Raw genomic sequence first — 21,312 nt, 5'->3', positions numbered from 1 at the left:
GGCTTCGTTGAAGGAGCCCCTCCGAATCAGCAGATACAAAAATTATTCTTCGCCTCTATGCTTCGATACGATTTCTTCGGAGATGTTCTTAGGAACTTCTTCGTAGTGAGAAAGCTCCATCGAGAACACACCGCGTCCTTGCGTACCGGAACGAAGTGTTGTTGAATATCCGAACATTTCGGAAAGAGGTACTTTGGCACGAATGATTTGCGCACTACCGCGGGAATCCATACCTTCGATACGTCCGCGACGGGAGTTCAGCATACCCATAACGTCACCCATGTACTCTTCCGGAACCGTAACTTCAACTTTCATGATTGGCTCAAGAAGAACAGCTTGACATTTGTCTTTAGCTGCTTTCAAAGCCATAGAACCAGCGATCTTAAACGCCATCTCACTGGAGTCAACATCGTGGTAAGAACCGTCGACGATTGTAGCCTTAACGTCTACAAGCGGGAAGCCTGCAAGAACACCGTTCTTCATAGCTTCTTCGATACCTTGTTGTGCAGGAGCAATATACTCCCGTGGTACCGAACCACCGACGATTTTGCTGTCGAACTGGTTACCAGAACCAGCTTCCAACGGTTCGAATTCAACCCAAACGTGACCGTATTGTCCACGACCACCGGACTGACGTACGAACTTACCTTCAACGCGCGCAGGAACTTTGAATGTCTCACGGTATGCAACCTGTGGTTTACCCACGTTGGTCTCAACCTTGAATTCGCGGCGCATACGCTCGATGATGATATCGAGGTGAAGCTCACCCATACCAGCAAGGATCGTTTGACCAGTTTCTTCGTCTGTATGAGCACGAAGCGTAGGATCTTCCTCGGTCAATTTGCCGAGGGCAACGCCCATCTTGTCTTGGTCAGCTTTAGTTTTAGGTTCAACTGCGATTTCGATAACCGGATCAGGGAAGTTCATGGACTCCAGGATAACCGGATTCTTCTCATCACACAGTGTATCACCTGTGCCTGTATCTTTCAAACCAACCGCAGAAGCGATATCACCAGCGTAAACTTCAGTGATCTCTTGACGGCTGTTTGCGTGCATTTGCAGGATACGGCCGATCCGCTCACGTTTGCCTTTCGTTGCATTCAGCACGTAAGAACCGGATTGAAGAATACCGGAGTATACGCGGAAGAACGTCAGTTTACCAACGTAAGGGTCAGTCATGATTTTGAACGCCAATGCCGCGAACGGCTCTTCATCAGAAGAATGACGCTCTACTTCCGAACCGTCTTCAAGATGACCTTTAATGCTCGGGATATCAATCGGAGCAGGCAGGTAATCTACAACGGCATCCAGCATCAGCTGAACCCCTTTGTTACGGTAGGAAGATCCGCAAATAACTGGGAAGATTTTAACTTCAACAACACCCTTGCGAAGTGCTGCTTTAATTTCATCGACAGTGATTTCCTCGCCTTCGAGGTATTTCATTGTCAATTCTTCGTCCAGTTCTGCAACCTTCTCAATCAGCTCAGCACGAAGTTCCTCTACTTGAGCTTTGTACTCCTCAGGAATATCGGTCTCTTCGATGTTTTGGCCCATGTTGTCTTTGTACATGTGCGCTCTCTCAGCAACAATGTCGATGATACCGACAAAATTGTCCTCTGCACCGATTGGTAGTTGAATTGCAACTGCGTTCGCTTGCAGACGCTCGCGCATATCCTTTACAACGTTGAGGAAATCTGCACCGATAATATCCATTTTGTTGACATAAGCAATACGAGGAACGCTATATTTGTCAGCCTGTCTCCATACGGTTTCCGACTGAGGCTCTACGCCTTCCTTGGCACTAAATACACCTACTGCCCCGTCCAATACACGAAGGGAACGTTCAACTTCAACCGTGAAGTCGACGTGTCCCGGGGTATCAATGATATTGACGCGGTGATTTTTCCAAGAAGCGGTAGTAGCAGCGGAAGTAATCGTAATTCCGCGCTCCTGCTCTTGCTCCATCCAGTCCATCGTAGCGGAACCCTCGTGGGTTTCGCCGATTTTATGCGTACGGCCTGTGTAGAACAAAATACGCTCCGTGGTCGTTGTCTTACCAGCGTCAATATGCGCCATGATCCCGATGTTACGTGTATTCTTCAAGGAGAACTCTCTTGCCATGAAATTTTCTCCCTTCGAATTATAAGTTTATGTTGTGAATCAACCGAATCCTACCAGCGGTAGTGTGCGAACGCTTTGTTCGCTTCGGCCATTTTGTGAGTGTCTTCGCGTTTCTTAACGGAAGCACCCGTGTTGTTGGATGCGTCGATAATCTCGGCAGCCAAACGCTCTTCCATTGTCTTCTCTCCGCGGTTGCGGGAGTAGTTTACGAGCCAACGTAGCCCCAGAGCAGTACGTCTCTCTGGTTTTACTTCGATAGGTACTTGGTAGTTGGATCCGCCCACACGACGAGCTTTAACTTCCAATACCGGCATGATGTTCTTGATTGCTGCTTCAAATACTTCCATCGGGTCATTCCCCGTACGCTCTTGAATAAGGTTAAAAGCGTTATATAGGATGCTTTGAGCAACACCGCGTTTACCATCAAGCATAATGCGGTTGATCAAGCGAGTAACAAGCTTGCTGTTATACACCGGATCCGGCAATACGTCTCTTTTGGCAACTGGACCTTTGCGTGGCATAGTTATCCCCCTTTCAGTATTAGTTCAAACGTAAGCTATGACTCTAGCTAATTATTTTTTTGCTTTTGGACGTTTCGCGCCGTATTTGGAACGAGCTTGCATACGGTTGTTCACTCCAGCCGTATCCAGCGCTCCGCGAACGATATGATAACGTACCCCCGGAAGGTCTTTGACCCGGCCACCGCGAATCAGCACGACACTGTGCTCTTGCAGGTTGTGTCCGATACCAGGGATATAAGCAGTCACCTCAACACGGTTCGTCAAGCGAACACGCGCGTATTTACGAAGTGCGGAGTTCGGTTTCTTAGGAGTCATTGTCCCTACCCGAGTGCACACACCGCGTTTTTGAGGAGATTTCAATTCTGTAGCTTCGCGTTTGAGAGCGTTGAACCCTCTATGCAATGCTGGTGATTTGGATTTGTAAACCTTGTCTTGACGACCTTTACGTACCAATTGGTTGATTGTTGGCATGTTGTTGCCACCCCCTTCCTCAGTAATAGATGTTTCTTTACAAACCTTTTCTTAAGCCCACAGACCCAGGCGGTTCATAAAAGAACAAAGGAAAAGTTTTTGCCGAGAGGATTGCCCTAAATCAGCAAAAACGATTTTCTCAAGCTATCTCTTTACAATCGCAGCCATCGCTGCCCCTACCTCAATCCCGCAAGCAATTCCGAGATTGTGCATCGTATCCACATAAGTCAATTTGACACCATGTTGGCTACACAGAGCGATAATCTTCGATGTAAGATGCGGATCTGCATCTTCAGCCACATATACTTCTTCGGCACGACCGAGCTCAACTGCCCGCATCGTTTGTTTCGTACCGATTTTGACATGAGCGTCCTGTAGCCCTCTATCGTTAGACATCATGTAGTCCTCCAATTTACAGGGATTCACCGTACTCACGCACTTTGATATATTAGCATTTTGCTATAGGCGGTGTCAAGCAATTTATTTACATAAAAATACCCGCCTCGAATCTTGAACAAAGTAGCGGTGCAGCCGAGTACATGTATCCTCTTTCGGCTGCACCGCTTTACAGGTTATTTATTCAACCGTTACCGGCTGCTCCTGGCTTTCTTCAGCTTCGGCATTTTCCGGCTCTTCGAACTGTACGCTGCGGTAGCGGTTCATGCCCGTACCAGCCGGGATGAGCTTACCGATAATGACGTTCTCCTTCAGGCCAAGCAGTTTATCTACTTTACCCTTGATAGCGGCATCGGTAAGTACCCGAGTCGTTTCCTGGAAGGAAGCGGCCGACAGGAAGGAATCCGTCTCAAGCGATGCTTTCGTAATCCCAAGGAGAACAGGTTTAGCAACCGCCGGCTCCTGGCCGGATAGAATCGCTTCCTTGTTCGCCATCTCATATTCATAGAGATCGACGAAGGCTCCCGGCAGTAGAGGCGTATCCCCTGCATCAACAATACGGATCTTGCGCAGCATTTGCTTAATCATAACCTCAATGTGCTTATCGTTGATCTCAACACCTTGGTTACGGTATACGCGCTGAACTTCCTGAAGAATATAGTTCTGAACGCCGCGGATCCCTTTGATACGCAGAATTTCTTTCGGGTCGATGGAACCGTCTGTCAGCTCGTCGCCCGCTTCGATTTCCTGTCCTTCGCTTACGCGCAGGCGGGATCCGTAGGTTACGGAATAGACCTTCGTTTCCGCTTCGCCTTGGACCTCGATTTCGCGACGGTCTTTGGCTTCACGGATTTCTTTGATTACGCCGTCGATTTCACTGATCGTGGCTTGCCCTTTCGGGTTACGCGCCTCGAAAAGTTCCTGAATACGCGGCAAACCTTGGGTAATGTCGTCACCTGCAACACCCCCGGTGTGGAACGTACGCATCGTGAGCTGAGTTCCCGGTTCACCGATGGATTGCGCAGCGATGATACCAACCGCTTCACCGATCTCCACGTGCTTGCCTGTTGCCAGGTTGCGCCCGTAGCATTTCTTACAAACACCATGCCGAGCACGGCAGCTGAGAACGGAGCGAATTTGCAGCTTAGCAACGCCAGCGTTAACGACTTCATGCGCCTTGTCGGAATCGATCAGTTCATTGCGGTTAACGATAATCTCACCCGTTTGTGGATGTTTGATCGTCTCGAAGGAATAACGTCCTTCGATACGGTCATACAGATCCTCAATAACCTCTTTACCATCCTGAATCACGCTGACGGTAAAGCCTTTATCCGTACCGCAATCTTCCTCGCGAACGATAACGTCTTGCGCAACGTCAACGAGACGACGAGTCAAGTAACCGGAGTCAGCGGTACGAAGTGCGGTATCTGCCAGACCTTTCCGCGCACCGTGTGTCGACAAGAAGTACTCGAGGACAGTCAGGCCTTCACGGAAGTTCGATTTGATCGGAAGCTCGATAATGCGTCCGGATGGGTTAGCCATCAGACCCCGCATACCACCAAGCTGTGTAATCTGGGATTTGTTACCCCGCGCTTTGGAATCAACCATGAGCATAATGGAGTTAAAGCGATCCATCGATTTCATGAGCACATCGGTAATTTGATCCTTCGACTTGGACCAGATATCGATAACGCGGTCATAGCGCTCTTCATTTGTAATCAAACCACGGCGGTACTGATTCGTTACTACACGAACCTTCTCATCCGACTCACGCAGGATTTCTTGCTTCTCGTCTGGAACGATAACGTCAGAGACTGCAATACTAACACCCGCACGAGTTGAATACGTAAAGCCGGTTTGTTTAATTTTATCGAGAATAACCGACGTTTCCGTCGTATGGTAAATTTCAAAGCAGCGTCCAATAATTTCCCCGAGGTATTCTTTACCGATTCCCCCGGTTTGCGGCGTTTCCATAATACGCTCTAATACATTGGCGCCTTTGTCATAGATAAAGAAATGATCTGGTGTTCCATGGAACAAGTTGCTCCGTGTCGGTTCGTTAATGTACGGGAAGCTGGATGGGAATATTTCGTTGAAAATAATCCGGCCGACCGTCGTAACGAGGAGTGCATCCTGCTGAGCGTCTGTAAATCCTGTTTTGCCAAGTGCCTTGGCCGGGATTGCTACACGCGCATGCAGAGATACTGTTCCACGTTGATAAGCGGATACCGCTTCATTTACCGAACCAAGAATCATACCTGAGCCTTGAGCTTCCTTATTATCCATCGTTAGATAGAAAGAGCCAAGAACCATATCCTGTGAAGGTGTAACAACCGGCTTACCGTCTTTTGGATTCAGAATGTTGCCGGAGGCAAGCATCAGAATCCGTGCTTCAGCTTGAGCTTCCGCGCTGAGTGGTACGTGAACCGCCATTTGGTCACCGTCAAAGTCCGCATTATATGCGGTACATACCAGTGGGTGAAGACGAATTGCGCGACCTTCAACAAGAATCGGCTCGAACGCCTGGATTCCCAAGCGGTGAAGCGTTGGCGCACGGTTAAGCAGAACAGGATGTTCCCTAATCACTTCTTCGAGTACGTCCCATACTTCAGGACTGACACGCTCGACTTTGCGTTTCGCGCTCTTGATGTTGTGAGCCAGGCCTTTGTTGACCAGTTCCTTCATCACGAACGGCTTAAACAGTTCAAGCGCCATTTCCTTCGGCAGACCGCATTGGTACATCTTCAAGTAAGGACCTACGACGATAACGGAACGACCGGAGTAGTCAACCCGTTTACCGAGCAGGTTCTGACGGAAGCGTCCTTGCTTCCCTTTCAGCATATGGCTGAGGGATTTCAGCGGACGGTTACCCGGGCCTGTCACCGGACGGCCGCGACGGCCGTTGTCGATCAAAGCATCAACCGCTTCCTGCAGCATCCGCTTCTCATTTTGCACGATAATATCAGGTGCACCGAGATCAAGCAGACGTTTTAGACGGTTGTTACGGTTAATTACACGACGGTACAAGTCATTCAGGTCAGACGTTGCAAAACGGCCCCCGTCGAGCTGTACCATTGGACGAAGCTCTGGTGGAATAACAGGAAGCACATCGAGAATCATCCATTCCGGTTCATTGCCAGAGTTACGGAAAGCTTCGATCACTTCCAGACGTTTGATCGCACGATTACGGCGTTGGCCTTGAGCCGTACGAAGCTCTTCTTTCAAAAACTCCAGCTCTTTATCGATATCGATATCCTGGAGCAGTTTTTTAACTGCTTCAGCTCCCATGCCCGCTTGGAATCCGTAGCCGTATTTCTCACGGTAGCTGCGGTATTCTTTTTCGGACAGAAGCTGCTTTTTCTCCAGCGGAGTTTCACCTGGATCAGTAACTACATAAGATGCAAAATAAATGATCTCTTCCAACGAACGTGGCGACATATCGAGCGCAAGGCCCATACGGCTCGGAATCCCTTTGAAATACCAAATATGGGATACCGGGGCAGCCAGCTCAATGTGCCCCATACGCTCACGGCGAACTTTGGCTCTTGTCACTTCAACGCCGCAGCGATCACAGACTACGCCTTTATAACGGACACGCTTATACTTACCGCAATGACATTCCCAGTCTTTGGTTGGGCCAAAGATTTTCTCACAAAACAGCCCTTCCTTTTCCGGCTTCAGTGTACGGTAGTTGATCGTTTCCGGTTTCTTCACTTCTCCGCGGGACCAAGAACGAATTTTATCTGGGGAAGCAAGCCCAATTTTCATAAACTCGAAGTTGTTGACGTCCAACAAGGAGCATCCCTCCTTAACCAAGTCCTGATTTTAGCATTCTACATAGATCAAAATAACTGATCTTCACCCTCTATTCGATCTATCTGTCTAGGGAAATATCGGCCTCCCAAAGGTAGGCCGATAATCCAGGCAGGCAGCTTCTGCTGCGGTTATCATTATCACATGACGGCATATCGTCAGGTGTTATTCTACGCCGACTTCCGCGCCTTCCAGGTTCAGGCTCAGTTTATCTCCAGCCGCATCCTCTTCATCGTCCATTTCTCTCATCTCGATCTCTTCTTCGTTTTCGGTCAGGATTTTAACATCCATACCTAAACTTTGAAGCTCTTTAATCAAGACCTTGAACGATTCTGGCACGCCAGGTTCCGGTACATTCTCACCTTTGACGATCGATTCATAGGTTTTCACCCGACCGACGACGTCATCGGATTTAACTGTAAGGATTTCTTGGAGCGTGTAAGCTGCACCGTATGCTTCAAGCGCCCACACTTCCATCTCCCCGAACCGCTGTCCACCGAACTGGGCTTTACCGCCGAGCGGCTGCTGTGTAACCAGTGAGTAAGGACCCGTGGAGCGAGCATGGATTTTATCGTCAACCATGTGCGCCAGTTTAATCATGTGCATGACGCCAACGGTAACTTCACGTTCAAATCTTTCGCCGGTTCTTCCGTCATAAAGCACGGTCTTACCGTTGCGCTGCATACCGGCTTCTTCCATCGTATCAAACACGTCATACTCGTTTGCACCGTCGAATACCGGTGTAGCAACGTGAATTCCGAGCTGAAGCGCGGCCATGCCAAGGTGGATTTCCAGCACCTGTCCGATGTTCATCCGCGAAGGAACCCCAAGCGGGTTGAGCACGACTTGAACCGGTGTGCCGTCCGGCATGAACGGCATATCTTCCTCTGGCAGAATACGGGCTACGACACCTTTGTTACCGTGACGTCCGGCCATTTTATCCCCTTCGGAGATTTTACGCTTCTGGGCAATGTAGACGCGAACGAGCTGATTAACGCCCGGCGGCAATTCATCGCCGTTCTCACGCGTAAACACCTTGACGTCAACGACGATTCCGTCCGTTCCGTGTGGAACACGCAGTGAAGTATCGCGAACTTCACGCGCCTTCTCGCCGAAGATGGCATGCAGCAAGCGTTCTTCCGCCGTCAGTTCCGTCACGCCCTTCGGCGTCACTTTACCGACGAGAATATCGCCAGCGCTGATTTCCGCACCTACGCGGATAATGCCGCGCTCATCCAGATTGCGAAGCGCCTCTTCCCCTACGTTCGGAATATCGCGGGTGATTTCCTCAGGTCCCAGCTTCGTGTCGCGGGCTTCGGACTCATATTCTTCAATGTGAATAGAAGTGTATACATCTTCCTTCACGAGCTTCTCGCTAAGCAAAATCGCATCCTCATAGTTGTAGCCTTCCCAAGTCATGAAGGCAACGACAACGTTGCGGCCCAGCGCCAATTCGCCCATTTCCGTGGACGGACCATCAGCAAGAATATCACCTTTTTTGATCACATCACCGCGTTTAACAATTGGACGCTGGTTAATGCAAGTTCCTTGGTTCGAACGCATAAATTTGTGTAATTTATGTTTAACAAGGTCACCGCGCACTTCCTTGCCATCCACGGCTTCAACGCGGCGCAGCCAGACTTCGTTCGCTGCGGAACGCTCGATAATTCCATCGTATTTGGACACAATACATACACCGGAATCTTTTGCGGCTTTATGTTCCATACCCGTACCCACAAGCGGAGCTTTAGGAATCAGAAGCGGCACGGCTTGCCGCTGCATGTTCGAACCCATCAGCGCACGGTTGGAGTCATCATTCTCCAGGAACGGGATCAATGCGGTAGCTACGGATACAACCTGCTTCGGCGATACGTCCATGTAGTCGACGCGCTCGCTCGGCATCGTCAGGATGTTATCCGACTGCTTGTTGTAACGAACAATAACGTTCTCATCCTGGAACGTACTGTCTTCGTTAAGAACAGCATTCGCTTGCGCAATGATGTAGTTATCTTCTTCATCTGCCGTCAAATAAGCGATTTGATCGGTAACTTTACCCGTCTTCGGATCGACCCAGCGATACGGCGCTTCGATGAAGCCGTACTCGTTAATGCGGGCAAACGTCGAAAGGGAGTTGATCAGACCGATGTTCGGCCCCTCCGGCGTCTCGATCGGACACATCCGGCCATAATGACTGTGGTGAACGTCGCGAACCTCAAAGCCCGCACGTTCACGAGTCAGACCACCAGGCCCCAGCGCGGAGAGACGGCGTTTATGCGTCAGCTCAGCAAGCGGGTTCGTCTGGTCCATGAACTGGGACAACTGGGAGCTTCCGAAGAACTCCTTAATCGACGCGATAACCGGACGGATATTAATGAGCGCCTGCGGCGTAATTACGTTCGCATCCTGAATCGACATTCTCTCGCGCACAACGCGTTCCATCCGGGACAAACCGATGCGGAACTGGTTCTGCAGCAGTTCGCCAACAGAACGCAGACGGCGGTTGCCGAGGTGGTCGATATCATCTGTATCACCGACACCATGCAACAGATTCAAGAAGTAGCTGATCGACGAAATGATATCGGCTGGCGTAATGTGCTTGACCGATTTGTCGATATTGCGGTTCGCGATAACCTTAACGACCTTGCCATCTTCAATCGGCGAGAAAATATCGACCGTTTGCAGAGGCACATCGACGGAATCAAGAACGCCGTTAGCTACGTGATAGTTCTTGAAGCCAACACCTTCCTCCAAGTAAGAAAGGATCTCGTCCAATAGACGGCGATCAACGATTTGGCCCGCTTCAGCAACAATTTCACCCGTATTGGTATCAATCAAGCTCTCAGCGAGACGCTGATTGAATAGACGGTTCTTGATATGAAGCTTCTTATTGATTTTGTAACGGCCGACATTGGCCAGGTCATAGCGTTTCGGATCAAAGAAACGAGCCACCAGCAAGCTCTTCGCATTATCAAGCGTCGGCGGTTCGCCCGGACGGAGGCGCTCATAAATCTCGATCAGCGCTTTCTCCGTGGAGTCCGTGTTGTCTTTGTCCAGTGTGTTGCGGATATATTCATCATTGCCCAGCAAATCCAATATTTCAGCATCCGTACCGAAGCCAAGCGCACGAAGCAGCACGGTTACTGGAATTTTACGAGTACGGTCGATCCGGACATAGATAATGTCCTTCGCGTCCATCTCAAGCTCCAGCCATGCACCGCGGTTTGGAATCACTGTGGCAGTATACGTCTTCTTGCCGTTCTTATCGATTTTCGTACTGAAATAGACGCTAGGAGAGCGCACCAACTGGCTGACAATAACCCGTTCCGCACCGTTAATAATAAAGGTGCCGGTTTCCGTCATCAGCGGGAAATCTCCCATAAACACTTCCTGCTCTTTGACTTCGCCGGTTTCTTTGTTAATCAGCCGGACTTTAACCCGAAGCGGAGCCGCATACGTCACGTCTCGTTCCTTCGCATCGTCAACCGTATACTTCGGTTCACCGAGGCTGTAATCGATAAATTCCAACACCAAATTTCCGGTAAAATCCTGAATCGGCGAAATGTCTTGGAACATTTCACGGAGACCTTCCTCCAGGAACCAATCATAGGATTTCTGTTGGATTTCGATCAGGTTCGGAACTTCGAGTACCTCGTTAATTCGTGCATAACTCCGCCGAGTGCGTCGACCATATTGAACAAGATGTCCTGCCAACTTATACTCACCCCTCATGTCTACTCACTTTAAAAAAATACATTGCGAACCCGTGTTTGCACCTATATAATAGGTTCAAGACGGATTGCAGCTGCTGCACAAATAAAGAAAAGCCCTTATCGAATGCTTTCGAAAAAAGAGCACCATTATCCGTGTCGTTTCTGCCTAACATCCCCTGTATTCAGTAGATTTGCCCAAAATGTACACATTATACGTTAAACAAGGTGATTTTATTCATTATTTCCTAAAAACCCTTGACATTTCAGCAAACTAAAGCTACAGAGTCCATCCTAATACTGACATTTTATAATAATATCACAACCAGGCTTTCGAGTCAACCTTTTTCTGCTTTGATTCCAAGGCTGTTTTTATTTTACCGCCCGATACACTCTGTATCCTTTGTCCTTCGTTACTTCCTCAACCTGCCCAAACAACGACTCCAGCTTCTCTCTCGCCGATGGCGCCCCTTGCTTCTTCTGTATCACGATCCACAGAGCTCCACCCTCGCGCAGCCGGGCACAGGCCCCTTCGAATATGGCATGAACAATTTCCTTACCAGCCCGAATAGGCGGGTTCGTCAATATTACGTCAAATTGCTGTTCCCCTAGCGCCGCGAACAGATCGCTTTCCCTGATCGTTACGTTATCTACTTTATTATTCGCCGCATTCTCCTTCGCGAGCTCAACCGCTCTCTGGTTGACGTCGACCATCGTGACGTGGCCGCGGTTGGCAAGCCTCGCTGCCGTGAGTCCGATGGGGCCATAACCGCAGCCGACATCAAGCACCTGCGCTGCTTCCGGAATATCCATCGCTTCAATCAACACTTTGCTCCCGTAATCTACTCCGCCTTTCGCAAAAACCCCTGCATCGCTAATGAAACGAAATTTCTGTCCACGTAATTGAGCATCCCAAATTTTCCGGTCATGTGCCGTAGAAGGTTGATTGGTATAATAGTGATCTGCCATCTGGCGTACCTCCACCTAATAAGTCTTACAGCGAAATCAGATATATTGAATTAATCTTGTCATTCCATTTTAACCTAGAATCATCATGTTTATTTCCATTTTCATATGACAGGATACATGCCAAAGTTCATGCACTTGCAAACAACCCCCTTGAACTTGGTTCAAGGGGGTTGTCATAGAAGAGACGAAGAACTATTTTACTTCGATAGTTGCGCCTGCTTCTTCCAATTTTGCTTTTACTGCTTCTGCTTCTTCTTTGCCCACTTTTTCTTTCAGTGGTTTCGGAGCGTTGTCAACAAGTTCTTTCGCTTCTTTCAGGCCAAGACCTGTGATTTCGCGAACAACTTTGATAACGTTGATTTTGGATGCACCAGCGCTAGTCAGGATTACATCGAACTCGGATTGCTCAGCTGCTTCAGCAGCACCGCCGCCGCCGCCAGCTACAACAACAGGAGCTGCTGCAGTTACGCCGAATTCTTCTTCGATTGCTTTAACCAAGTCGTTCAGTTCAAGAACGGACATACCTTTAATTGCTTCTAAAATTGTTTCTTTGCTCATGGTAGAACCTCCATTTTATAGTTGATATGAGTTTAAATTCATTAACTTACTGCATGAAAAGCAAGCTTACGCGCTTGCGCTGCCTTCTTCTTTCTCTGCAACGGCTTTGACTGCCAGCGCGAAGTTGCGAACTGGAGCTTGAAGCACGCTGAGGAGCATCGAAAGGAGACCTTCGCGGGAAGGAAGATCCGCGAGCTCTTTGATTTGGTCGACGCCGACTACACGGCCTTCAACCACGCCACCTTTTACTTTAAGCGCGTCGTTCTTCTTTGCGAAATCGCTGATGATTTTAGCCGGAGCTACTGCATCGTCAGCACTGAACGCGATTGCTGTAGGACCAGTCAATACTTCGTCCAGTTCAGAAAGTTCCGCAGCCGCAGTTGCACGGCGAACGAGCGTGTTTTTCAGTACTTGGAATTCTACGCCAGCTTCACGAAGCTGTTTACGCAGTTCCGTAACTTGAGTAACGTTAAGTCCACGGTAGTCAGCAACAACGGTTGCTGCGCTCTCGCGAAGCTTAGCTGTAACCACGTCAACGGCTTCCTGCTTTGCTTGAATCACTTTTGCGTTTGCCAAACTGTACACCTCCTGATAGATATGCTGGGTACGGGCCGGTTTGTTCCCGGCTAACGTCCCCTTCCGTAGCGGTTCATAACCTCGCTCTAGAAAGACTTTTAAAGAACCTGACGAACCGAGGTCCGTCCACAGCCCACAAAAAAGCCTTCGTAGAATCACGAAGGCCTGATGAATCATCATTCCACAGTTATCCTGCAGCATGTTGACGTTCTATCACAACACCTCGGTAGGAAATTAAGCCTTGCGGGGCACCTACTGTCTACGGTAAGCATATTCAAATTTAATTACTTTTCAAAACAACTTGTTCAGTATACCAAGGGAAAGAACATATGTCAAACCCTTTCCCACGAAATGCGGGAGGTATTATCTGAATGCAGCTGCGTTAACGCGAGCACTTGGTCCCATCGTGGAAGAAACCGCGATGTTCTTCAAGTAAACACCTTTGGCAGCAGCCGGTTTAGCACGGTTCAATGCGTCGATGAGAGCCTTCAGGTTCTCGTCAAGCTGTTCGGCATTGAAAGATACTTTGCCGATCGGCGCATGAATTTGGCCTGCTTTATCCAAACGGTATTCGATTTTACCCGCTTTGATTTCTTGAACCGCTTTAGCTACGTCAAACGTAACCGTACCAGCTTTAGGGTTAGGCATAAGGCCTTTACCACCGAGCAAGCGTCCAAGTTTACCAACTTCACTCATCATGTCTGGTGTCGCTACGCAGACGTCGAAGTCGAACCAGCCTTGTTGAATTTTGTTGATCATGTCCTGATCGCCAACGAAGTCTGCTCCAGCCGCTTCCGCTTCTTTCGCTTTCTCACCTTTGGCGAATACCAATACGCGTTGCGTTTTACCCGTGCCGTGAGGCAGGACAACGATACCGCGAACGGCTTGGTCTTGTTTACGCGGGTCTACGCCCAAACGAACTGCTACTTCAACGGTTTCGTCGAATTTAGCGCTTGCTGCCTTCTTAACCAATTCAACGGCTTCGGAAGGCTCATAAGTTGCTTCGCTATCGATCAGCTTAGCAGCTTCAAGGTATTTCTTACCGTGTTTAGCCATGTTAATTTTCCTCCTTGTGTGGTGTTAGCGGAAATTCCTCCCACTGATCTCTAAATTACATAGTCACCCTAAGGCTAATATGCAATTTAGAGGCAACTTTCGTTGCTCGGTCGCCCCAAGAATTAGTCTTGGATAGCGATACCCATACTGCGAGCAGTACCTTCGACCATACGCATAGCTGCTTCAACAGAAGCTGCGTTAAGGTCTTGCATTTTTTGCTCCGCAATTTGACGAACATCGTCGCGTTTAACGGTAGCTACTTTCTTCTTGTTCGGTTCACCGGATCCCTTCTCGACTTTCGCAGCAACGCGAAGCAGAACGGCAGCTGGTGGAGTCTTGGTGATGAAAGTGAAAGAACGGTCTTCAAACACCGAGATTTCAACCGGAATAATCAAACCTGCTTGATCGGCAGTACGAGCGTTAAACTCTTTACAGAATGCCATGATGTTGACACCTGCTTGACCCAGCGCCGGACCTACCGGAGGTGCAGGATTCGCTTTACCTGCGGGAATTTGCAGCTTTACCATTTTGATAACCTTTTTTGCCATGTAAGACACCTCCTTGCCCTAATAGTGGTCGACGGGAATTTCTCCCCTCCCACGAAAAAACCTAAGAAACCTATATCTTTTCCACTTGAGTGTAATCTAGTTCAAGCGGGGTTTCTCGTCCAAACATGTTGACGTGTACCTTGAGTTTGCTCTTGTCGACGAGAATTTCTTCAATCGATCCGACAAAATTAGCAAACGGGCCAACCTTGATACGTACGGATTCTTTGACTTCGAAATCGATGACTGGCTTCGGTTCTTCCATGCCCATATGCCGCAAAATCTGATCTACTTCTTCAGGAAGCAGCGGAGTCGGTTTGGAACCGGAACCTGTCGAGCCAACGAATCCCGTAACTCCTGGCGTGTTGCGGACAACGTACCAAGAATCATCGGTCTGGATCATTTCCACCAAGACATAACCGGGGTAAACTTTACGCATGACGGTCTTCTTCTTCCCGTCTTTGTTCACCACTTCTTCTTCCATCGGAACAAGCACGCGGAATATCTTGTCTTCCATGCCCATGGACTCAACGCGTTTCTCCAAATTGGCTTTGACTTTGTTCTCATACCCAGAATAGGTATGTACTACATACCATCTTTTCTCCATATCAAGCCACCTATGGACCCTTCTTAAATTATCGCTTCGATCACAGCGGAGATGCCGATATCAAGTACCCAAAAATAAATCGCGACTACTACAATTGTACCGAGCACAATCATCGTATAATTGGTCAGCTCTTTACGATTAGGCCAGCGAACCTTTTTAAGCTCAGCCCAGCTTTCAGAGAAAAAAGAGAACAACGATTTGAAACTTCGTTTCATACGCGACTACACCTCCACAGACTATCTGGTTTCGCGATGAGGAACTTGCTCGTTACAAAACTTGCAAAATTTCTTCATCTCCATGCGGTCGGGGTGGTTACGCTTGTTCTTCGTCGTTGTGTAGTTTCTTTGTTTGCAATTCGTACAAGCTAACGTAATAATTACCCGCATGATGTGCACCTCCCGAAGACCTTCATCAAATTTGAGAAGTCTCTTAATTGAGCCTAAACATCCAAAAAACGCAAATTTAGGCCTACCTAAAACACTTTATCATAAGGCCATATCCATGTCAACGAGGCTTCGAGCTTCTCTTTATTCGATTATTAACAGTATAACACATCGTTTTCCAAGATAAACCCTTATCTGAACTTATCCTACTAAATGTTCCGGCTATCGGCAACATATTTGACGGTTTCCCACTTTCCATAAATTACAAATCATCAATTCTATAATTTAAAAAAAGAACGACTATAGTCATAGTCGTCTTTGCGCTGGCTATTCTGTTCAATGGGCCGTGCTATCTGCACAGCTGCCTTATACCGCTCCATCACGAACTTCCAAATATCGTTCCAATTTGCGTTTTACTCGCTGCAGGGCATTGTCAATCGACTTAACATGGCGATCTAAATCCACTGCAATTTCCTGGTACGATCGTCCATCCAGATACAGCATCAACACTTTGCGTTCCAAGTCGCTAAGAATTTCCGACATTTTATCTTCCAAACCAACGAACTCTTCCTGGTTAATGATCAATTCTTCCGGATCACATACCTGGGAACCACAAATGACATCCAACAACGTCCGATCCGAATCCTCATCATAGATCGGCTTGTCCAAAGATACATACGAATTCAGCGGAATATGCTTCTGCCGCGTTGCCGTCTTGATCGCTGTAATGATTTGCCGAGTTATGCATAACTCAGCGAACGCCTTGAACGAGGCAAGCTTGTCACCACGAAAGTCCCGGATCGCCTTATATAGGCCGATCATCCCTTCCTGGATAATATCCTCCCGGTCAGCGCCAATCAGAAAATAGGATCTAGCCTTTGCGCGCACGAAACTCCGGTACTTGTTGATCAAGTACTCTAGCGCTTCACTGTCGCCTTCGCGGACCGCTTCGACAATGTCTTCGTCACTTTGGATCTCATAGTCAAACCTAACCCACGTCTCGAGATTGACACTCACCACAAATCCCTCCGGCTGCAACGCACGGTGCCCCGTCACTTCAGTCAAGTAATACGATCAGTATATATGATGGCGTATATTAGCGTCAACTATAAAAGTACCAAAAGATGTAAGGTCGAACTTTGTCAAGAGCATTTGGAAGGATAACTTATTATTGCCCCTTCATTCCCTGCGCCAACGTTCAAACAGCATCCGTACCTCTGGGCTAAGCTTGGCATCAATACTATTTCGACTTGATTTGGAGCTGCGTTCGGCAATTTTTGATTGAATCTCTCTCTCATTCTCTTCGACTTGGTTCAGCAATTCCCGCGCTGAGACCCGAAGTGCTCCCTGTCCAAATATAACATGCTGCTCTACTGTATCGTTCGTGGCGACGTAGATTTGCCTGCGCCGGTGCGACAGCTCGCGAACCAGGCGTTCGATGGATTCATCCGCCGTTTCTTTCTCTTTCGTAAAATGAACCTCTACCTGACTCTGTTTAAAAGATTTCCCCAGACCGGGCACGCGATAGGCATCGAATACCACGATCACTCTCCTTCCGGAGAAGGCTTGATGATTGGCCAGCCTCTCCAACAGACGGTCGCGGGCCTCTTGCATTCCCACCCTGGACAGTGCGGCAAGCTCGGGCCATCCGCCAATCATGTTGTAGCCATCCACCAGAAGGATGTCGCGCATTTCGCGCATGCCGCCTAACCTTGGGCGCGGCGTCTGCGCAGCGCTTCGTACATAATAACGCCCGCCGCGACCGAAGCGTTCAGAGAGTTAAGTCTTCCCGCCATAGGCAGCTTAAGCAGGACATCGCATTTCTCGCGAACAAGACGCCCCATTCCCTTGTTCTCATTGCCGATCACGATAGCAACAGCTCCAGAAAGCACCTGGCCTGAGGCGTACATGTCCTCTTTGGCATCCACATCCGTACCGGCGATCCATACACCAGCTTCCTTCAGCTGCTCCATCGTCTGGGCCAGATTCGTCACTCGGGCTACCGGCACGTATTCCACTGCACCAGCCGACGTCTTCGACACCGTAGCCGTTATGGACGCAGAGCGGCGTTTCGGGATAATCACCCCATGCACGCCGGTACATTCTGCCGTACGAAGAATCGACCCTAAGTTGTGGGGGTCTTCAATTTCATCCAAAATCAGCAGAAAAGGGGGCTCTCCCCGCTCCTCCGCCCTCTGCAGGAGATCTTCCACTTCGGCATAAGCATAAGGGGCAACCTGTGCGACAACCCCTTGGTGCTGAAGGCCAGGCGCCATTTGATCCAGCTTGCGCTTGTCGACAAATTGCACGATGATTCCATGTTTTTTGGCCTCAGCGATAATCGGCTGGGTCAAATGCTTCTGGGCACCTTCCGCAACCCATATTTTATTGATCGTCCGTCCGGCCCGCATCGCTTCCAGCAGCGAATGCTTCCCGCCGATCCATTCTTGATCGTCCATACGACATCCTCCCGGGGATTTCGAGCAATTCCGCTTCGTTTCCCTTGTTGTAATTTAATCTTATCGTTAACCGTTATCCTGTTCCAGCAGTTCGAAGCCCTGTAAGATCAGTCCCCGGAGACGATCATGCGCCCCGGTATAATAGAGGTAGCCGACCAAGCTCTCAAAGGCCGTCGCATGACGATAATCGAGCACGTCCGCATTTTTGGGAACCGTTCCGGATTTCGCATTCCGCCCTTGCCTCACCACATCCTGCTCTTGCTCCGTAAGCTGGGGCTCGATAAGCGCGAGCAGCCTGGCTTGCGCCTTGGCGGAGACGAACTTCGTCGACTCGCGGTGCAGATGGTGCGGACGCAGGTTTGGCCGGGCTATGACATGCTGGCGCACGGCAACCTCGTATACGGCGTCTCCGATATAGGCCAGCGCCAGCGGCGGCAGCAGCCTCGCCGGCTTGGACGGCGGATCGGGGAACCAAAGCGCGGCCAAAGCGCCGTCTGAAGCTGAAGGGGCTCTTATCCCCTCTGCCTCCTCACAAGCCGCTTCTCGTTTCTCAGCAAGCCCTTCATCCAGTACCTCGCCGCTCACCTTATCGTTCCCTTCCTCGTACCCATGTCCGCTCATTTCCGCCGCCATCTCATGCCCTGCGGCGTATCCTCGAGGATGATGCCTTTAGCGTCAAGCAGATCGCGGATTTCGTCGGCCCGGGCCCAGTTCTTGGCTTTGCGCGCCTCAGTCCGTTCGACGATCAGCGCATCCACGTCATCATCCAGTAAATCCGCCTCTTCCTCTTTGGCGACGCGCAGCACGCCGTTCATCTCGGCGAACAACTTCTGCGCTGCTTCCAGGTCGGCCCGGCTGACGACCGGGCGCTGCAGCAGGGAATTCACTTCGTTCACCCACTCGAATACCGCAGTGATGGCATCCGGCGTATTGAAATCGTCCTGCATCTTCGCATGAAACAGCGTCCAAATTTCGTGCAGCTTCGCCTCCCACTCGGGCGTAACTTCGTCCGTACCCGCGGCAGCTGTCTGCAGCCGATGGCGCAAATTGCTAACGGTATTAGCGATGCGCTCCACACTCCGTTCGGCCTGCTCCATAATCTTCTCCGAGAAGTTGAGCGGGTTGCGGTAATGCGTCGACAGCATGAAATAGCGGATGGCCTCGCATTTATATTCGGTCCGCAGGTCCTTGACGAGCACGCCGTTGCCGAGTGATTTCGACATTTTTTCGCCATCGATATTAATATAACCATTATGCATCCAATAACTTGCAAGCGGTTTGCCGGTTGCCGCTTCCGATTGAGCGATTTCGCATTCGTGATGCGGGAATTGAAGATCTTGCCCGCCGCCGTGAATGTCGAGCGTATCGCCGAGCAGCTCACGTGACATCGCAGAGCATTCGATATGCCAGCCCGGTCTGCCTTCGCCCCACGGACTTGACCAGTGGATTTCTCCTGGCTTCGCCGCCTTCCAGAGCACGAAGTCCTCGGGATTCTCCTTGCGCTCATCGACGTCAATGCGGATGCCGAACTGCAGCTCCGCCAGATTCTGGCCGGACAGCTTGCCGTAATCTGGGAATTTCTTCGTCCGGAAGAAGACATCCCCGCCGCTGGCGTATGCGTACCCCTTGCTCTCCAGGTCCTTGATGAAGTCAATGATGGTCTCCATGCTGTCCGTTACACGGGGATTAGCGGTCGCCCGGGGAATATCGAGGCCATCCAAGTCCTCGTAATACGCCTTAATGAACTTTTCCGCCACTTCAGGCACCGTCGTGTTCATTTCTTCGGCTTTACGGATCAGCTTGTCGTCCACATCGGTAAAATTGACGACATAATTGACCTCATATTTCTGATTCTCCAAATAGTTTCTTACCACATCAAAAAAGATCATCGGACGCGCATTCCCGATATGGATATAACCGTATACGGTCGGGCCGCACACATAAACGTTCGCCTTGCCCGGCTCCCGGCTCACAAAGGTTTCTTTCATACGGGTCAATGTGTTATATATTTGCAGTGCCATACTCACGTTCCTTTCGCAAGCTGTTGTTGGTATGATTTACTCTGATGTCACATGCTCTTGGCGCAACTGCCCTTTCAGATCGGTAAGCTCAGATTGCAGCTCTTCGATCTGTCGCTGCAGCGCCTTCATCGAATCGATGACCGGGTCTGGAAGCTGATGGCTAAGCCGGTCAAGCGGCTTCCCGCGAAGACGCACCACTTTGCCGGGAATCCCGACCACCGTGCTCTCAGACGGCACTTCCTTCAGGACAACGGAATTGGCCCCGATATTCGATTGGTCCCCGATTTTGAAGGAACCGAGAATTTTAGCACCCGATCCGATGACGACGTTGTTGCCAATGGTCGGGTGGCGCTTGCCCTTCTCCTTACCGCTCCCGCCCAGCGTAACCCCTTGATAGATAACCACATCGTCCCCTATTTCGCAAGTTTCCCCAATGACTACGCCCATGCCATGGTCAATGAATAGCCGATTGCCGATCCGCGCTCCCGGGTGAATCTCGATTCCCGTAAAAAAGCGGCTGGTCTGCGAAATGATCCGGGCGATCGTAAACCACCGGTGACGATAGAAAGCATGCGCCAGCCGATGGCTCCATATGGCATGCAGCCCGGAGTAGGTGAAAATGACCTCGAACCAGCTTCTAGCAGCCGGGTCGTTATCGAAAACGGCTTGAATATCGGATCTTATCCTTGTAAACATCATGCTTCCCTCTTTTCTCTTCCGGTCTCTCGTCTTGCTCTTAACCTTGCGCGGTGTGAGAAGACTCCAGTCCTCCCGTGATTATCTCTATAGTTGTCTGCAAAATATCTGCAAAAAAAAGCGCCCCTGCAGCTTTCGCTGCAGAGACGCTTGACGCGCGGTTCCACTCTGCTTCGGACGCAAGGCCGGACTCCCGCTGCCTGCCCGCAGGCACAACGGTTTTCACGTTCCTCTATCCCTCTTGGCGTCCTTAACGGGGACGATGCGGCAAAATCTACCTGCGCCAGGCTCTTCACATGCGGTTCATCACCGTCACGCTAAGCCAAGACCGCGCTCAACTTCACTGCTCCCGGGTGCATTTCCGAAGCATGTATTGAGATAACTTCCACCCCGGTGCCGCTTGTCGGCTCCTC

21 protein-coding genes and 1 other annotated feature are annotated in these 21,312 nt (G+C 49.8%); all 21 genes read right to left on the bottom strand.

The features are described from left to right. Positions 1-42 precede the first annotated feature (42 nt). A complete protein-coding gene (gene fusA, locus ACYUJT_RS23990) occupies positions 43-2,121 on the bottom strand; it encodes an elongation factor G (protein WP_460327183.1) in 2,079 nt (692 codons plus the stop codon). A gap of 50 nt (positions 2,122-2,171) precedes the next feature. Then, the gene (rpsG, locus tag ACYUJT_RS23985; protein WP_460327181.1) at positions 2,172-2,642 is read right to left on the bottom strand and encodes a 30S ribosomal protein S7; all 471 of its coding nucleotides are present in this window, start codon (positions 2,640-2,642) and stop codon (positions 2,172-2,174) included. A 51-nt stretch (positions 2,643-2,693) separates the two neighbouring features. Then, the gene (gene rpsL, locus ACYUJT_RS23980; RefSeq protein WP_019635764.1) at positions 2,694-3,113 is read right to left on the bottom strand and encodes a 30S ribosomal protein S12; all 420 of its coding nucleotides are present in this window, start codon (positions 3,111-3,113) and stop codon (positions 2,694-2,696) included. A gap of 144 nt (positions 3,114-3,257) precedes the next feature. Next, positions 3,258-3,509 carry a ribosomal L7Ae/L30e/S12e/Gadd45 family protein gene (locus ACYUJT_RS23975; protein ID WP_460327178.1) on the bottom strand — a complete coding sequence of 84 codons (252 nt, stop codon included), beginning with the start codon at positions 3,507-3,509 and terminating at the stop codon, positions 3,258-3,260. Positions 3,510-3,689: 180 nt separating this feature from the next. Further along, entirely contained in the window at positions 3,690-7,304 is a 3,615-nt protein-coding gene (rpoC, locus tag ACYUJT_RS23970; protein ID WP_460327176.1) for a DNA-directed RNA polymerase subunit beta', read from the bottom strand. Positions 7,305-7,487: 183 nt separating this feature from the next. Continuing rightward, positions 7,488-11,033 (bottom strand): DNA-directed RNA polymerase subunit beta, encoded by a 3,546-nt coding sequence (gene rpoB, locus ACYUJT_RS23965; RefSeq protein WP_460327174.1) that lies wholly within the window; start codon positions 11,031-11,033, stop codon positions 7,488-7,490. A 368-nt stretch (positions 11,034-11,401) separates the two neighbouring features. Next, a complete protein-coding gene (locus ACYUJT_RS23960; RefSeq protein WP_460327172.1) occupies positions 11,402-11,998 on the bottom strand; it encodes a class I SAM-dependent methyltransferase in 597 nt (198 codons plus the stop codon). A gap of 192 nt (positions 11,999-12,190) precedes the next feature. Further along, a complete protein-coding gene (rplL, locus tag ACYUJT_RS23955) occupies positions 12,191-12,556 on the bottom strand; it encodes a 50S ribosomal protein L7/L12 (RefSeq protein WP_460327170.1) in 366 nt (121 codons plus the stop codon). Between the two features lie 66 nt (positions 12,557-12,622). Then, on the bottom strand, positions 12,623-13,132 hold the full coding sequence (rplJ, locus tag ACYUJT_RS23950; RefSeq protein WP_460327167.1) for a 50S ribosomal protein L10: 510 nt from the start codon (positions 13,130-13,132) through the stop codon (positions 12,623-12,625). 128 nt (positions 13,133-13,260) lie between these two features. Beyond that, positions 13,261-13,415: a sequence feature (ribosomal protein L10 leader region), on the bottom strand. 80 nt (positions 13,416-13,495) lie between these two features. After that, a complete protein-coding gene (rplA, locus tag ACYUJT_RS23945) occupies positions 13,496-14,188 on the bottom strand; it encodes a 50S ribosomal protein L1 (protein ID WP_460327165.1) in 693 nt (230 codons plus the stop codon). 122 nt (positions 14,189-14,310) lie between these two features. After that, complete coding sequence (rplK, locus tag ACYUJT_RS23940) at positions 14,311-14,736, bottom strand: 50S ribosomal protein L11 (protein WP_460327162.1); 426 nt, start codon at positions 14,734-14,736, stop codon at positions 14,311-14,313. A 70-nt stretch (positions 14,737-14,806) separates the two neighbouring features. Further along, the gene (nusG, locus tag ACYUJT_RS23935) at positions 14,807-15,340 is read right to left on the bottom strand and encodes a transcription termination/antitermination protein NusG (RefSeq protein ID WP_055105058.1); all 534 of its coding nucleotides are present in this window, start codon (positions 15,338-15,340) and stop codon (positions 14,807-14,809) included. A gap of 23 nt (positions 15,341-15,363) precedes the next feature. Beyond that, a complete protein-coding gene (secE, locus tag ACYUJT_RS23930) occupies positions 15,364-15,555 on the bottom strand; it encodes a preprotein translocase subunit SecE (protein ID WP_055105057.1) in 192 nt (63 codons plus the stop codon). Positions 15,556-15,576: 21 nt separating this feature from the next. Then, positions 15,577-15,726, bottom strand: coding sequence for a 50S ribosomal protein L33 (gene rpmG, locus ACYUJT_RS23925; protein ID WP_071784256.1), 150 nt, complete (start codon positions 15,724-15,726; stop codon positions 15,577-15,579). 363 nt (positions 15,727-16,089) lie between these two features. Then, the gene (gene sigH, locus ACYUJT_RS23920; protein ID WP_392391549.1) at positions 16,090-16,743 is read right to left on the bottom strand and encodes an RNA polymerase sporulation sigma factor SigH; all 654 of its coding nucleotides are present in this window, start codon (positions 16,741-16,743) and stop codon (positions 16,090-16,092) included. 159 nt (positions 16,744-16,902) lie between these two features. After that, on the bottom strand, positions 16,903-17,424 hold the full coding sequence (locus ACYUJT_RS23915; RefSeq protein WP_460327157.1) for an NYN domain-containing protein: 522 nt from the start codon (positions 17,422-17,424) through the stop codon (positions 16,903-16,905). Positions 17,425-17,429: 5 nt separating this feature from the next. Continuing rightward, positions 17,430-18,182 (bottom strand): 23S rRNA (guanosine(2251)-2'-O)-methyltransferase RlmB, encoded by a 753-nt coding sequence (gene rlmB, locus ACYUJT_RS23910; RefSeq protein WP_460327155.1) that lies wholly within the window; start codon positions 18,180-18,182, stop codon positions 17,430-17,432. Between the two features lie 66 nt (positions 18,183-18,248). Next, positions 18,249-18,803 carry a Mini-ribonuclease 3 gene (locus ACYUJT_RS23905; protein ID WP_460327152.1) on the bottom strand — a complete coding sequence of 185 codons (555 nt, stop codon included), beginning with the start codon at positions 18,801-18,803 and terminating at the stop codon, positions 18,249-18,251. Beyond that, positions 18,800-20,203, bottom strand: a complete 1,404-nt coding sequence (cysS, locus tag ACYUJT_RS23900; protein ID WP_460327150.1) for a cysteine--tRNA ligase — start codon at positions 20,201-20,203, stop codon at positions 18,800-18,802. The genes ACYUJT_RS23905 and cysS overlap by 4 nt, the downstream gene beginning before the upstream one ends. Before the next feature lie 36 nt (positions 20,204-20,239). Continuing rightward, complete coding sequence (cysE, locus tag ACYUJT_RS23895) at positions 20,240-20,899, bottom strand: serine O-acetyltransferase (protein ID WP_460327148.1); 660 nt, start codon at positions 20,897-20,899, stop codon at positions 20,240-20,242. Between the two features lie 40 nt (positions 20,900-20,939). Further along, on the bottom strand, positions 20,940-21,125 hold the full coding sequence (locus ACYUJT_RS23890) for a hypothetical protein (RefSeq protein ID WP_460327146.1): 186 nt from the start codon (positions 21,123-21,125) through the stop codon (positions 20,940-20,942). Positions 21,126-21,312 lie beyond the last annotated feature (187 nt).

The sequence above is a fragment of the Paenibacillus sp. YSY-4.3 genome, from assembly GCF_054767475.1.
This window is presented reverse-complemented; position numbering and strand designations above follow the sequence as displayed.